We start from the raw sequence: 13,129 nt of genomic DNA on the forward strand, positions 1-13,129 counted from the left end.
ACGGATCACACCGCCGCCGACGCGGGGTTTGCCGGCGCGGCGCGGTAACTTCGCAGGCGTGTCCGACAACCGCCCTCGCCGTACCTTCGCCGTCATCAGCCACCCCGACGCCGGCAAGTCCACGATCACCGAGGCCTTGGCGCTGCACGCACGGGTGATCACCGAGGCCGGCGCGGTGCACGGGAAGGGCGGGCGCCGCGCGACCGTCTCGGACTGGATGGACATGGAGAAGGCGCGCGGCATCTCGATCACCTCGGCCGCGCTGCAGTTCGTCTACCGCGACCACGTCATCAACCTGGTCGACACCCCCGGCCACAGCGACTTCTCCGAGGACACCTACCGCGTGCTCTCCGCCGTCGACTCGGCCGTGATGCTGGTCGACGCGGGCAAGGGGCTCGAGCCGCAGACCCTCAAGCTGTTCCGCGTCTGCGCGCTGCGCGGCATCCCGGTCATCACCGTCATCAACAAGTGGGACCGCCCCGGCCTCGCGGCCCTCGAGCTGATGGACCTGATCGAGCAGCAGATCAAGCTCCGCCCGACGCCACTGACCTGGCCGGTCGGCGAGGCCGGCGACTTCCGCGGCGTGCTCGACCGGCGCACCGGCGAGTTCGTGAAGTACACCCGCACCGCCGGCGGCGCCACCCGCGCGCCCGAGCTGCGGATGTCCGCTGACGACGTGCCCGAGGTCGACGCCGACGTGTGGGCCGCCGCGGTCGAGGAGCACGAGCTGCTCTCGCTCGACGACAAGGACCACGACCAGGAGACGTTCCTGGCCGGCGTGACGACGCCGGTGATGTTCGCCAGCGCCCTGCAGAACTTCGGCGTCGCCCAGCTGCTCGACCTGCTGCTCGACCTCGCACCCGCGCCCAGCACGATCGACGGCGTCGACGGCACGCCGCGGCACGTCGCCGACGACTTCAGCGCCTTCGTCTTCAAGGTGCAGTCGGGCATGAACGCCGCCCACCGCGACCGGATGGCCTACGCCCGCATCGTGTCGGGGGAGTTCGAGCGCGGCATGGTCGTCACGCACGCCTCGACCGGTCGGCCGTTCGCCACGAAGTACGCCCAGGCGGTCTTCGGCCGCGAGGTCACCTCGATCGAGCAGGCCTACCCCGGCGACATCATCGGCTTCGTCAACGCCCAGGCGCTGCGCGTGGGCGACACGGTGTACGTCGGGGAGCCGATCGAGTTCCCGCCGGTGCCGACCTTCGCGCCGGAGCACTTCATGACCGCGACCGCCGCCGACATCGGCCGCTTCAAGCAGTTCCGCCGCGGCATCGAGCAGCTCGACCAGGAGGGCGTGGTGCAGGTGCTGCGCTCCGACCTGCGTGGCGACCAGAGCCCGGTGCTCGCGGCCGTCGGGCCGATGCAGTTCGAGGTCGTGCAGGAGCGGATGACCAACGAGTTCAACTCGCCCATCCGGCTCTCCTCGCTCGACTACAAGGTCGCCCGGCGCACCGACGCCGACGGCGCCCTCGCGCTGCGCGGGGGCCGTGGGGTCGAGGTGCTCCAGCGCTCCGACGGCACCTACCTCGCGATCTTCACCGACCAGTGGCGCGCGGGCGCGACGGCGCGCGACAACCCGGAGATCATGCTCGAGCCGCTGCCTGCGGGCGGCGCGGCCTAGCGCTCCAGCTGGCTGGTTCGGTCATGGTTGACCCATGACCGACCCCCGGATCGTCAACCTGCACCAGACGCTGGCCTCCTTCGAGGACCTGTGGAGCCCGCGGATCCTCGCGCAGGTCAACGACCACGACCTCCGCACGGCCAAGGTCCGCGGCGAGTACGTCTGGCACCGCCACCCCGACACCGACGAGCTCTTCCTGGTCCTCGACGGGCAGCTCGACATCGGCCTGCGCGACGAGGACGGCACGGAGCGCGTGGTCGCGCTGGCCACGGGTGACGTCTTCGTCGTCCCGCGCAACCTGCTGCACCGGCCCTCATCGGCCGAGGGGGCCACGATCCTGCTGGTCGAGCCGACCGGCACGGTGACGACAGGCGACTTCGACGGCGAGGTGCCCGACCACATCGACAGCACCGTCGGGCACAGGGTCAGCCCGGACTGACGTCGCCGACCCCGGTGGGCCCGACGTAGCAGAGCATCCGGTAGTCGACGCCCGCCTCGATGTTCACGAAGCCGTGCCGCTCGTAGAAGCGGCGGGTGTCGGTGTCGACCTCGTCGACGTTGATGTGCATCTCCGGCGAGCCCCGCTCGAGCACCAGCCCCCGGGCGGCGTCGAGGATCGCCGTACCGATGCCGCGGTCGCGCAGCGCCGGCACGACGTAGAGCTCCTCGAGCTGCGAGACCGGCCCGTCGAACCAGATCGCCGGGCGCAGGGTGACGAGGGCGAACCCGTCGGCCTCGCCCGCCAGCAGCGCGACGACGTCGTCGAGCGCCAGCAACCGCTCGAAGCGCGGGGCCAGCACGTCGACCGGGTCGGTCTCGGTCTCGAACTCGGTGTTGAAGTCCCACAGCAGCCGGGCCAGCACCCCGGCTTCGGCCGGTGTCGCGCGGCGTACGGCGTGGTCACCAGGGTTGGCGTCGGTCATGACGACGACGATGCCACGCGCTCGGCGAGCCGGACGGCCGCCGTGGCCACGAGCTCGGCCTCGTCCGGGTCGGCCGCGGCGCGCTCGGGCACGAGACCGCCGAGCAGCGCGGCCGGCTGGGTGAGCCAGATCCACGCCGCCCACGGGTCCATCCCGGCCGCGAGCAGCGGCATCAGCACGGGCTCGAGGTCGGGTCGCGGCTCGCCGCCGGACGTGAGCTGGAAGGCGGGCACGATGACGTCGCGGTGGTCGCCGATCACCAGGAGCCGGTGTCGCGCGGCGGTCTTGTGGATCATGAACCGGGTGGCGTCCAGCGTCGCGCCCCGCACGGCGGCCAGCGACGCGTAGTCGTGGGTCGGGGTGGCCGCGAGCTCGCTGCGGAGCCGGGCCTGGCGCGCGACCTGGATGAGCTGGAGCGGGATCGCGTGGGCCGGGTCGTCACCCTGGGAGTGCAGCATCGCGTCGAGCGCCTCGAGCTGCTCGGCCGTCATCGGGTCGCCGGTCGCGGGGTCGGTCCACACGGCCCGGCCGTCGGCGTCGCGGGTGAAGGACGGCAGCCCGGCCGCGGGCAGGTGGCCGGCGAGGTCGAGTCCCTCGAGCCAGGTTGCGAGCCGGTCGCCGAGGTCGGAGGTCATGGACCAAGCGTGCCGCACCCGGGGCCGGTGCGCTCAGCCGGCCGGCGGGGTGAACTGGCTGGCGGTGAAGACGGCTCCCGCGGGGTCGCGGACCTCGGCGGTGCGGGTCCACGCGGAGTCGGCGGTCGCGAGGACGGTGCCGCCGAGCCGCTCCACCGCCGCGACGGTCGCGTCCCGGTCGGCGACGGTGAACGTGACGTGCCAGTGTGGCCGCTCGTCGCCGGTCGTGGGCGCCAGCCACCCGATGGCGTCGGCGAAGCCGGGTGGGACGCCGACCCCGCTCTGCCGCTCGTGGATGCCGGGGTCGACCGTCGCGGCCAGGTGGTCGCCGTACCCGGACCGGCCGATCATGGTGGCGAAGCCGAGGTCGGAGACCTCCCAGCCGAACACGGAGCCGTAGAACGCGGTGGCGGCCGCCGGGTCGGTGGTGTGGAGGTCGCTGAAGTTCCAGGCCCCCGGAGCGTTGGTGAGCTGGGCGCCCAGGCGGGTGCCGGCCTGCCACAACGCGAAGGCGACACCCTCCGGGTCCTCGCAGTAGGCCGCTGTGCCGGCCGGGCCGAAGGCGGTCGGCGGGCTCACGACCCGACCGCCCGCGGCAACGACCCGGGCAGCTGCTGCCTCCGCGTCGTCGACCGCGACGTAGGTCGTCCACGTGCGTCCCTCGCCGCTCGAGATCCCGGCGACGTCCTGGCCGTCGAGCTGGGCGATGAGGTAGGCGCCGCCACCGGTCTCGACGAACCGCCAGCCGAGCAGGCCGCCGTAGAACTCCTGCGCCACCGACGGGTCAGGGTGCTCGAGGTCGATCCAGGACGTGACGCCCTCGGGATAGGTCCGCTGTGTCTCCATGTCCGCCACGCTACGACCGGAACCGGACAGGTGGGGTCCGCGTCGTCCTACTCTGGGGTGGTGCCGCGCCAGCCGATCGAGCCACCCGCCGAGGCGGACCCCACTGCCCGCACCGTCGCGTCCTACGAGCTGGTGGCCGCCGACTACGCCCGCGAGACAGCGGGCGGCGGGCTGAGCGACGGGCTGGCCCGACTGGTCGAGGCCGTGCCGGGCGGCCACGTCCTCGAGATCGGGTCCGGCCCCGGCTGGGACGCCGACGCCCTCGAGGAGGCCGGCCTGCGGGTGCGACGCACGGACGTGACGCAGGCCTTCATCGACCTCCAGCAGGAGCGCGGCCAGCAGGTCGAGCGGCTGGACGTGGTGTCCGACGACCTCGGTGGTCCGTACGACGCCGTGGTGGCCCTCGCGGTGCTCCAGCACGTCCCGAGGTCGGCGCTCGCCCGTGTGCTCGGGCGGATGGCGGCCTCGCTCGCGCCCGGCGGCGCGCTGCTCCTCGCCGTACGCACGGGTGAGGGTGAGCGCTGGGAGGTGGGCGACTCGGGCAATCCCTACTACGTCGCGCTCTGGGAGGAGGGCGAGCTGATCGATCTCCTGGTCGCGGCCGGTCTGCGGGTGGAGTGGCAGGAGGTCTCGAGCGACTCCGAGGACAGCGACTGGGTCAGCCTGCTCGCCCGCATTACTTGATTTGTTCAAGAAAAGGCGGAAGGGTGGCCCTGTGACCACGACCCCCGCCGAGAGCCTCCTGCGAGGCGCCGGTCTGCGTGTCACGCAGCCGCGGCTCGCGGTGCTGCGCGCGGTCGGCGACGCCCCGCACGCGGACACCGCGACGGTGCTCGGCGCCGTGCGCGCCGAGCTGGCGTCGGTCTCGCACCAGGCGGTGTACGACGTCCTCGACGCCCTGACCCGCAGCGGGCTCGTCCGCCGCATCCAGCCGGCCGGATCCGTGGCGCGCTACGAGCTGCGGGTCGGCGACAACCACCACCACGTAGTGTGCCGCAGCTGCGGCGCCGTGGCCGACGTCGACTGCGCGGTCGGCGCCCGGCCCTGCCTCGACGCCTCCGACACCCACGGCTTCGTCGTCGACGAGGCCGAGGTCACCTACTGGGGCACCTGCCCCGCCTGCACCAACGCCACCGACACCAACGCCACCACCAACGCCCGCACGACCAGCAGCAACTGAGAGGGAACCCATGCCTGACGACCTGACCGACGACCTGCCCAACGACTCCGAGCGGGCGACCGACACCTCCGACAGCAACCAGGCCAACGCCGAGGTCGGGGAGATGAACGAGGAGGCCGGCGCCGGCAAGTGCCCGGTCATCCACCACCAGCCGCGGCCCACCGAGGGTGACGCCAACCAGGTGTGGTGGCCCGAGCGCCTCAACCTCAAGATCCTTGCGAAGAACCAGCCGGTGCTCAACCCGCTCGGCGCGGACTTCGACTACCCCGCCGCGTTCGAGGCGCTCGACCTGTCCGCGGTCAAGGCCGACATCACCGCCGTGCTGCACGACTCGCAGGACTTCTGGCCTGCGGACTTCGGTCACTACGGCCCGTTGATGATCCGCATGGCCTGGCACAGTGCCGGCACCTACCGCGTCCAGGACGGTCGCGGCGGCGGTGGCACCGGCCAGCAGCGCTTCGCGCCCCTCAACTCCTGGCCCGACAACGGCAACCTCGACAAGGCCCGCCGCCTGCTGTGGCCGGTGAAGAAGAAGTACGGCAACGCGCTGTCGTGGGCCGACCTGATGATCCTCACCGGCAACGTCGCGCTCGAGGACATGGGCTTCGAGACCTTCGGCTTCGCCGGCGGCCGCATCGACGCGTGGGAGCCCGACGACGACGTCTACTGGGGCCCGGAGACCGAGTGGCTCGGTGGCGACCGTGGCGGCGAGCAGCGCTACTCCGGCGACCGTGAGCTCGACAACCCGCTCGCCGCCGTCCAGATGGGCCTGATCTACGTCAACCCCGAGGGTCCCGAGGGCAACCCCGACCCGATCCTCGCCGCCCACGACATCCGCGACACCTTCGGCCGGATGGCGATGAACGACGAGGAGACCGTCGCGCTGATCGCCGGCGGTCACACCTTCGGCAAGACGCACGGTGCCGCGGACCCCGAGGTCAACGTCGGCCCCGAGCCCGAGGGCGCCCCGATCGAGACCGGCGGCCTCGGCTGGCTGAGCAAGTACGGCACCGGTGTCGGCGCCGACGCCATCACCTCGGGCCTCGAGGTCACCTGGACCGACGTCCCGACCCAGTGGAGCAACCGCTTCTTCGAGATCCTCTTCGAGCACGAGTGGGAGCTCTCGCAGAGCCCTGCCGGCGCCGCGCAGTGGGTGGCGAAGGACGCCGAGGCGATCATCCCGGCCCCCGACGAGGGCGGGGCGAAGCGGCTCCCGACGATGCTCACCACCGACCTGGCGCTGCGGATGGACCCGGCGTACGAGGTGATCTCGCGCCGCTTCCTGGAGAACCCCGACGAGTTCGCCGACGCGTTCGCACGCGCCTGGTTCAAGCTGACGCACCGTGACATGGGCCCGATCGCCCGCTACCGCGGCGCCGAGGTCCCCACGGAGGAGCTGCTCTGGCAGGACCCGATCCCGGCGCCGGCGCACACGGCCTCCGCCGAGACGATCGCTGCGGTGAAGCAGAAGATCGCCGACTCGGGCCTGACCGTCAGCCAGCTCGTGTCGACGGCCTGGGCGGCCGCGTCGTCCTTCCGCGGCTCCGACAAGCGCGGTGGCGCCAACGGCGGCCGGATCCGGCTCGAGCCCCAGCGCAGCTGGGAGGTCAACGACCCGCAGCAGCTCGACGGCGTGATCAAGGTCCTCAAGGGCATCGCGGCCGGTGCGGACATCACGTTCGCCGACACCGTCGTCCTCGCGGGCAACGTGGGCGTCGAGCAGGCGGCGGCGGCCGCCGGTGTCGAGGTCGAGGTGCCGTTCACCCCGGGTCGTGGCGACGCGACCCAGGAGCAGACGGACGTCGAGTCGTTCGCGTGGCTCGAGCCGAAGGCCGACGGGTTCCGCAACTTCGTGCGCTCCGACGCCAAGCTGCCCGCGGAGTACCTCCTCGTCGACCGCGCCAACCTGCTCAACCTCAGCGCTCCCGAGCTCACCGTCCTGGTGGGCGGCCTTCGCGTCCTGGGCGCCAACACGGCCGCGTCGACCGACGGTGTGCTGACGGAGCGCCCGGGTGAGCTGACGAACGACTTCTTCGTCAACCTGCTCGACCTCGACACGGTGTGGAGCCCCGCCGGCTCCAACGACCGGTTCGAGAGCAGCGAGAACGGCCGGGCCTGGACGGGCACCCGCGCCGACCTCGTCTTCGCGTCCAACTCCGAGCTGCGGGCCATCGCGGAGGTCTACGCCACGGACGGCGCGCACGAGAAGTTCGTGCACGACTTCGTCGCCGCGTGGACCAAGGTGATGGAGCTCGACCGCTTCGACCTGCACAGCTGATCGTCACGGACGGCGGCCGGCCCCTTCGGGGTCGGCCGCCGTCGTCGTTCGGGGGCGCTGCAGACTGGGGGGCATGATCGCGCTGACCGAGTCCGAGATCCGGGCGTCGTTCGTGAACTGCTCGCAGGGCGAGGCCAAGCGCCTGCGGGTCCCCCTGGGCCTCGCGGACACCGCGTGGGACACCCTCGACTTCCTCGGCTGGCGCGACCCGGGCGCCCCCGCCGCGGCGTACGTCGTGACTCAGTGGCGCGGGACCCTCACCGGCCTGGTGATGCGGCTGAGCACCGACCGTCGGGCGACCGGGCGGCAGAACATGTGCGCGCTGTGCCACACCGTGCACTCCACGACCGACGTCGCGCTGATGGTCGCGCCCCGGCCCGGCGCCGCCGGTCGCGCCGGCAACACGGTCGGCACCTACCTGTGCACCGACCTCGCCTGCTCGCTCTACGCCCGCCACCTCAAGCGCCCCGACCGCGTCCAGCCGGTCGAGACGCTGACGACCGAGAAGCGGATCGAGCGGGTGCAGGCCAACCTCGACACCTTCGTACGCCGCGTGGTGGAGGCGTCATGAAGACTTCCCCACGAGTGAACGCCACCTGGTCGCTGGTGCACGCCGAGCGTGCGGCCCTGGTCGAGGACCTGGCGGGGCTGGACGAGACGCAGTGGGGTCGGCAGTCGCTGTGCGGGGAATGGACGGTGCGCGAGGTGGCGGCGCACCTGGTGAACAACGCCCGCACCACCCGGCTCGGGATCGTGCGGGAGATGGTCCGGGCGCGCTTCGACTTCGACCGGCAGAACGCCAACGGCGTCGCGCGCGAGCTCGGCGACTCCCCGGCCGAGACGCTGGACCGGCTGCGAAAGGTCGTCGGACGTACCGACACCCCGCCCGCGCCGCTCGACAGCCGCCTGGTCGAGGAGGTCGTGCACGGGGAGGACATCCGCCGCCCGCTGGGCATCACCCACTCCTACGCGCCCGAGGCGGTCACCCGGTCGCTGGCCTACCAGGCCCGCACGTCGGTCGCGATGGGCGGTGGCCGGCAGCGGATCGCGGGAGTGCGCCTGGTCGCCACCGACGCGGACGTCGCGATCGGCGACGGCCCCGAGGTCAGCGGCCCGGCGCTGTCACTGCTGCTCGCGACCTCGGGCCGGACGGTCGCGCTGGACGACCTGGCCGGGCCGGGTCTCGCCACGTTGCGCGACTGACCTGCCGGGGGGATCCGTCATGCGCGCCGGGACCCATCGGTGCGGGTCGGGATGACGGACGGGACCGGCTCAGACGTGGCCGCTGAGCTGGGCCAGCCGGGTCGCGAGTGCGTCCACCATCGCGCTGGCCTGCTTGGCGGGCAGGTCGGACTTCCGGTCGCCGCCCTGGCTGGACACGGGCAGCACGTCGACCGACAGCCGTGCCCCGCCGGCCAGCGCACGCAGCTCGTCGAGCTTGTCGCCGAACGGGGAGCCGCTGCCCGGTGAGTAGTAGGCCAGGGCCTCGTCCACGTCGTCGGCGTAGAGGTCGGCCTTGGTCACCGCGATCACCAGCCACACCGGCCGGTCCCGGCGGACGGCCATCGACGCGATCCGGTGGGCCGTGATCGACCAGTCCTCGAGCTCGGCGGCGAGCAGCTCCTCGCGGGTCGCGGTGGCCGCGCCGGTGGTCCCGGCCGTACGCCGCGGGGTGGCGTGGCCGTTGGCGACGACGTGGATCACCCCGTCGACGGGCTCGTCGTGGAACACCTCGTCGAGCGCACCCAGCCGGGTGGCGGCGTTGTCGCCGGGCACGACGAGGAAGCGGAACCCGTGCAGGCGGGCCGAGCGCCGGGTGCGCCGCTCCATGACGGCGGATCCGACCTCGGTCACGGCGTTGCTCGCCGTACGCCGCGAGAGCCGGTCGGCGAGCTGGGACTTGCCGACCCCGGTCATCCCGGTGACGGCGACGGTCGGGTAGCGGTGGCGGAAGAGCCGACCGATCCGCTCGGGGGCCGCGGCCAGTCCGGTCAGCACCGTGCCGGCGATGGTGGCGCCGAGCGCAGCGTTGCGGCCCGAGGCGGGCAGGATCGTGCGGATGCGGGTGGCGCGCGACATGCGCCCGAGCCTACGGTCCGGAACCTTCCACCCACCTCATCCTTCCCGGCGGGACCCGCCCGGGCCGACACTCGGCCCACGACGACGCTGGTCGGGATGGACACCGAGGTCGTCGGCGACCTCGCCCGAGACCTGCTCGCCGACGCGGACCGGATGGACGACGTGGCCGCCCGCCTGCGCGGCACGGTCGACGACCTGGCGATGCGGTCGTGGCGGGGCGCCGACAGCACCGGCTTCTGCGACACGTGGCGGCACGTCCACGATCCCGCCCTCGTCGCGCTCGCGACCCGGCTGCGCGAGCTCGGCCGCCAGGCCATGCAGGAGGCGGCCGACCAGGACCGGGTCAGCGGGTCGGGCGGTGCCACGGCCGCACCCGTCGCGGTCGCGTCGTCGCCGTACGCCGCGAGCAGCCCGATCGGCGGACAGCACGACCGCGACCTGCTGGCGCTCGCGATCGGCGCCTATCCCGGTGGCACCGTCGCCGAGGCCGGCGGCCGCTACCGCGCGCTGGGTCGCGACGAGCTGCAGCGCCTCGGCATCACCGAGCAGATGCTGCGCGACGACCGCACCGGCTTCGCGGCGACGGTCTATCGCGGCACCGACGGCAGCACCGTGCTGTCCTTCCGGGGGTCGGACGGGCTGGACCCGACGGACTACCTCGGCACCAACGTCCCCAACGGGCTGGGGCTCCCGTCGCCGCAGGGCGCGCAGGCCATCGCCCTGTCGCGTCGGCTGGCCGCGAGCGTCGGCGCCGACCAGCTGACGATCGTGGGGCACTCGCTCGGCGGCCACCTCGCCGCGGCCGGTGCGGTGGCGACGGGGGCGCGCGCCGTCACCTTCAACTCGGCGCGGCTCGGCGACGCAGACTTCTCCCGGGCCCTGATCGCGAGCGGCCGCGACGGCAACGTGGCCGGGGTCGTCGCCAAGACCGCCTTCACGCGCAGCAACCCGCTGAGCCCCGTGGGGTTCCTCTACGACCCGCATGCGCGGGAGCGGGCAGCGATCGCCGCGTCGGGCCAGATCCGCAACTACTCGACGACGGGCGAGCCGCTCAACCTCGTGCAGTCGCTGCGCCTCGGCCCGCGCGCCCTCGGCGTCCAGGTGCCGATGACCGACCCGTCGCCCGGCTGGCTCAAGCGGCACGGCCCCGACGGACTGGTCGAGACGTGGGACAACACCTTCCCGGGGCGGCGCTGAGGCTCACGACCTCCGGGCGCGCAGCACGCAGTCGGTGTGGTGGTGGGCGCCGGGTCCTTCGGGCGCCGTGCGCGCTCGTTGCTCGGCCAGCTCGATCGTCCAGCCGTCGCGGTCGGTGAGCGCAGCGACGAGGTCGTCGTGGCCGACGTAGTCGTCGGGGTCGAAGCCGTGCTCCAGCGCCACCTCGCGGTCGACGAAGGCGTGGTGCACGGCGAGCAGGGTGCCGCCGGGGGCGACCGCGCCGAGCAGCGTCTCGATGACTGCGCCGTCCTCGCGGAGCAGGGCGGGGTAGAACGCGATGACCAGGTCGTGCGTCACGGGGTCGAACTCCTCGAGCCCGATCGGGCGCCAGGCCACCTCGACACCCGCCACCTCCGCGGCGCGGGCAGCCCGCCCCAGGGCCCGCGCCGAGACGTCGATCCCGGTGGCGCACCAGCCGCGGGTGGCCAGCCAGATCGAGTCGGCGCCCTCGCCGCAGCCCACGTCGAGCGAGGTGCCGGGCTCGAGGTCACTGACCTCGACGACGAGCTGCTCGTTGGGGTGGCCGCTCCACAGCTGGTCGTCGCCGTAGCGCTCGTCCCAGTCGAGCGCGTCGGCGTGCTGGTGCGTGTCCTCGCCCATGCGACCTCCTGTCGCCGAGTCTGGCACCGCGCGCCGGTTTGGGACACTCGTCAAGAGTGTCGGCGCGTCAGCCGATCCGCACGGTCCCCACCCGGCCGTCTCCGCCGGCGGCCCAGCAGTCGGCGCCGTAGCAGTCGAGGGTGTGGAAGCCGGCCTTGCTGAAGCGCGTCCAGGTCGCGCCGAGGTCACGCGAGATGCTGCTGCCACCGTCCTCGCCGCCCTGGCCGACGACCAGCAGCATGCCCCGCGACCAGGACGCGTCCTCGCCGAGGTGTCGCAGGTCGCCGCCCGCGGTCCAGCGGTTGCCGCGGCGCAACAGCGCCGTGGCGTCCGTGCCGTCGTCCGGTGCCTCGAAGTCGCCGCCGACGGCGACGCCGGCGCGCGGAGTGCGGAAGGCCAGGGCGAAGACCCCGGCCGCCTCGCCGGTCGGCAGTGTCGTCTCGGACGCGGCCCAGGTGCGGCCCTGGTCGGTGCTGCGGTAAACCCGCGCGACGTCGCCGCCGCTGCCGAAGTAGGCGTTGCGCCCGGCGAAGACGAGGCAGTCCCCGCTGGCGGAGAAGTTGAACTCACCCGTCGACCGGGGCATGCGCCGGTCGTCGAGCACCGTCCACGACCGACCGCGGTCCTTCGTGCGGGCGATCTGGAACTTCCCGCCGACCGGGTCGCTGACCGCGAGCCCGACCTTGCCCCCGCGTGAGAAGTCCATGCAGTTGAAGAAGGCCTTCGGGTCCGTGTTGCGGAAGGTCTCGGTCCACGTCGCTCCGCCGTCGGTGGTGCGGTAGATCCGGGACGCCTCGCCCTCGCCGATCGCCAGCACCGACGCGGTCAGGGCGTCCTCGGCCTCGACGTCGCGGAAGTTCAGTCCCTCCGAGTCGGGCGGGCTCACGTCCTGCCAGGTCGCCCCGGCATCGGTGGTGAGGAAGACCTTCGCGGCGCCGCCGTCGGTGAGGCTGGCGCCGCTGACCCACGCCGTCGTCGCATCGACCGCGTCGAGACCGCGGAAGCTCTGGTCGGCGTCGACCACCGTGGTGGACCACCTGTACTTCGCCTCCTCCGCGCGGTCGGCCGTGTCGGCGGAGGAGGGGGCGACGAGGGATCCGGTCAGGGACGCGGCGAGGGTGAGGGCGACGAGCCCGAGAGGGGTACGCATGTCCGCACCCTGCCGGAGCCCCGGCGGGCTGTCCAGCGGCCCTCGCCGTACCCGCGATCCGGTGGCAGGCTGGCGGGCATGTCCTTCCCGTCGTCGTCATCCCCCAGGAGCTACCCGCCGGAGGTCTACGACGGTGAGGGCGAGGCCAGCGCCTGGATCCGACCCTCCGACACGCCACCGGACCTCACCTACGCGAGCGGCGGCACCTGCGAGTACCTCGTCACGGGCGAGCGGTCACGCGGCAACCTCGGCGTCTACCGCTGGACGTTCGGGGAGGGCGAGACCGGTCCCGACCCGCACTTCCACCGCACGATGTCCGAGCACTTCTACGTCCTGCGTGGGACGGTCCGGTTGTACGACGGCCGCGCGTGGGTCAGCGCCGGGGTGGGTGACTACCTCTACGTCCCGGAGGGCGGCATCCACGGCTTCAAGGGGTCCGACCACGCGCAGATGCTGCTCAGCTTCACCCCCGGCGGCCCACGGGAGGACTACTTCGAGGCGCTCGCCAGCGGGCGCTCGATGACCGAGGAGGAGCGGGCGGAGTTCATGCTGCGCCACGACAACCACTGGGTCTGAGTCTGGCGGTCCCCCGT

Annotated in this window: 15 protein-coding genes; 9 read left to right on the plus strand and 6 right to left on the minus strand. The window is 73.0% G+C overall.

What is annotated here, in order from left to right:
• The first annotated feature begins 58 nt into the window (after positions 1-58).
• Positions 59-1,627, plus strand: a complete 1,569-nt coding sequence (locus tag C7S10_RS09340) for a peptide chain release factor 3 (RefSeq protein WP_108344171.1) — start codon at positions 59-61, stop codon at positions 1,625-1,627.
• Between the two features lie 34 nt (positions 1,628-1,661).
• A complete protein-coding gene (locus C7S10_RS09345) occupies positions 1,662-2,066 on the plus strand; it encodes a cupin domain-containing protein (protein ID WP_108344172.1) in 405 nt (134 codons plus the stop codon).
• On the opposite strand, the gene C7S10_RS09350 is transcribed toward C7S10_RS09345, so the two are convergent.
• The 3 genes from C7S10_RS09350 to C7S10_RS09360 are packed head-to-tail and all read right to left on the minus strand — an operon-like array spanning position 2,053 to position 4,031.
• Complete coding sequence (locus tag C7S10_RS09350) at positions 2,053-2,550, minus strand: GNAT family N-acetyltransferase (RefSeq protein WP_108344173.1); 498 nt, start codon at positions 2,548-2,550, stop codon at positions 2,053-2,055. The genes C7S10_RS09345 and C7S10_RS09350 overlap by 14 nt on opposite strands.
• A complete protein-coding gene (locus C7S10_RS09355) occupies positions 2,547-3,185 on the minus strand; it encodes a hypothetical protein (protein ID WP_108344174.1) in 639 nt (212 codons plus the stop codon). Before C7S10_RS09355 ends, C7S10_RS09350 begins: the two co-directional genes overlap by 4 nt.
• Positions 3,186-3,218: 33 nt before the next feature.
• Positions 3,219-4,031 carry a VOC family protein gene (locus C7S10_RS09360; protein WP_108344365.1) on the minus strand — a complete coding sequence of 271 codons (813 nt, stop codon included), beginning with the start codon at positions 4,029-4,031 and terminating at the stop codon, positions 3,219-3,221.
• 60 nt (positions 4,032-4,091) lie between these two features.
• On the opposite strand from C7S10_RS09360, the gene C7S10_RS09365 reads away from it, so the two are divergent.
• The 5 genes from C7S10_RS09365 (at position 4,092) to C7S10_RS09385 (ending at position 8,692) form a co-directional block, all read left to right on the plus strand.
• A complete protein-coding gene (locus C7S10_RS09365) occupies positions 4,092-4,715 on the plus strand; it encodes a class I SAM-dependent methyltransferase (protein ID WP_207769313.1) in 624 nt (207 codons plus the stop codon).
• Positions 4,716-4,746: 31 nt separating this feature from the next.
• Positions 4,747-5,211, plus strand: a complete 465-nt coding sequence (locus C7S10_RS09370) for a Fur family transcriptional regulator (RefSeq protein WP_108344175.1) — start codon at positions 4,747-4,749, stop codon at positions 5,209-5,211.
• 103 nt (positions 5,212-5,314) lie between these two features.
• Positions 5,315-7,489, plus strand: coding sequence for a catalase/peroxidase HPI (katG, locus tag C7S10_RS09375; RefSeq protein ID WP_108344366.1), 2,175 nt, complete (start codon positions 5,315-5,317; stop codon positions 7,487-7,489).
• A gap of 73 nt (positions 7,490-7,562) precedes the next feature.
• On the plus strand, positions 7,563-8,060 hold the full coding sequence (locus tag C7S10_RS09380) for an FBP domain-containing protein (protein WP_108344176.1): 498 nt from the start codon (positions 7,563-7,565) through the stop codon (positions 8,058-8,060).
• A gap of 14 nt (positions 8,061-8,074) precedes the next feature.
• Positions 8,075-8,692 carry a maleylpyruvate isomerase family mycothiol-dependent enzyme gene (locus tag C7S10_RS09385; RefSeq protein WP_108344177.1) on the plus strand — a complete coding sequence of 206 codons (618 nt, stop codon included), beginning with the start codon at positions 8,075-8,077 and terminating at the stop codon, positions 8,690-8,692.
• A 69-nt stretch (positions 8,693-8,761) separates the two neighbouring features.
• Here the strand turns inward: C7S10_RS09385 and C7S10_RS09390 are convergent, their stop codons facing one another.
• Complete coding sequence (locus C7S10_RS09390; RefSeq protein ID WP_108344178.1) at positions 8,762-9,568, minus strand: DEAD/DEAH box helicase family protein; 807 nt, start codon at positions 9,566-9,568, stop codon at positions 8,762-8,764.
• A gap of 96 nt (positions 9,569-9,664) precedes the next feature.
• Here C7S10_RS09390 and C7S10_RS09395 point away from each other — a divergent pair, with 96 nt between their 5' ends.
• On the plus strand, positions 9,665-10,765 hold the full coding sequence (locus C7S10_RS09395) for a WXG100 family type VII secretion target (RefSeq protein WP_108344179.1): 1,101 nt from the start codon (positions 9,665-9,667) through the stop codon (positions 10,763-10,765).
• 3 nt (positions 10,766-10,768) lie between these two features.
• On the opposite strand, the gene C7S10_RS09400 is transcribed toward C7S10_RS09395, so the two are convergent.
• On the minus strand, positions 10,769-11,386 hold the full coding sequence (locus C7S10_RS09400; RefSeq protein WP_108344180.1) for a class I SAM-dependent methyltransferase: 618 nt from the start codon (positions 11,384-11,386) through the stop codon (positions 10,769-10,771).
• A 67-nt stretch (positions 11,387-11,453) separates the two neighbouring features.
• The gene (locus C7S10_RS09405) at positions 11,454-12,536 is read right to left on the minus strand and encodes a WD40/YVTN/BNR-like repeat-containing protein (protein WP_108344181.1); all 1,083 of its coding nucleotides are present in this window, start codon (positions 12,534-12,536) and stop codon (positions 11,454-11,456) included.
• Positions 12,537-12,614: 78 nt separating this feature from the next.
• Here C7S10_RS09405 and C7S10_RS09410 point away from each other — a divergent pair, with 78 nt between their 5' ends.
• On the plus strand, positions 12,615-13,112 hold the full coding sequence (locus C7S10_RS09410; protein WP_108344182.1) for a cupin domain-containing protein: 498 nt from the start codon (positions 12,615-12,617) through the stop codon (positions 13,110-13,112).
• Positions 13,113-13,129: the final 17 nt, after the last annotated feature.

Source organism: Nocardioides currus, assembly GCF_003057875.1.
In the GTDB taxonomy this organism is placed as follows: domain Bacteria; phylum Actinomycetota; class Actinomycetes; order Propionibacteriales; family Nocardioidaceae; genus Nocardioides; species Nocardioides currus.

Bases quoted from the DNA above. Each gene is read 5' to 3' on its own strand.
- C7S10_RS09410 (WP_108344182.1), top strand. From the start codon at position 12,615: ATGTCCTTCCCGTCGTCGTCATCCCCCAGGAGCTACCCGCCGGAGGTC.
- C7S10_RS09390 (WP_108344178.1), bottom strand. From the start codon at position 9,568: ATGTCGCGCGCCACCCGCATCCGCACGATCCTGCCCGCCTCGGGCCGC.
- C7S10_RS09405 (WP_108344181.1), bottom strand. From the start codon at position 12,536: ATGCGTACCCCTCTCGGGCTCGTCGCCCTCACCCTCGCCGCGTCCCTG.
- C7S10_RS09345 (WP_108344172.1), top strand. From the start codon at position 1,662: ATGACCGACCCCCGGATCGTCAACCTGCACCAGACGCTGGCCTCCTTC.
- C7S10_RS09395 (WP_108344179.1), top strand. From the start codon at position 9,665: ATGGACACCGAGGTCGTCGGCGACCTCGCCCGAGACCTGCTCGCCGAC.
- C7S10_RS09360 (WP_108344365.1), bottom strand. From the start codon at position 4,031: ATGGAGACACAGCGGACCTATCCCGAGGGCGTCACGTCCTGGATCGAC.
- C7S10_RS09355 (WP_108344174.1), bottom strand. From the start codon at position 3,185: ATGACCTCCGACCTCGGCGACCGGCTCGCAACCTGGCTCGAGGGACTC.
- C7S10_RS09350 (WP_108344173.1), bottom strand. From the start codon at position 2,550: ATGACCGACGCCAACCCTGGTGACCACGCCGTACGCCGCGCGACACCG.
- C7S10_RS09380 (WP_108344176.1), top strand. From the start codon at position 7,563: ATGATCGCGCTGACCGAGTCCGAGATCCGGGCGTCGTTCGTGAACTGC.
- katG (WP_108344366.1), top strand. From the start codon at position 5,315: ATGAACGAGGAGGCCGGCGCCGGCAAGTGCCCGGTCATCCACCACCAG.
- C7S10_RS09400 (WP_108344180.1), bottom strand. From the start codon at position 11,386: ATGGGCGAGGACACGCACCAGCACGCCGACGCGCTCGACTGGGACGAG.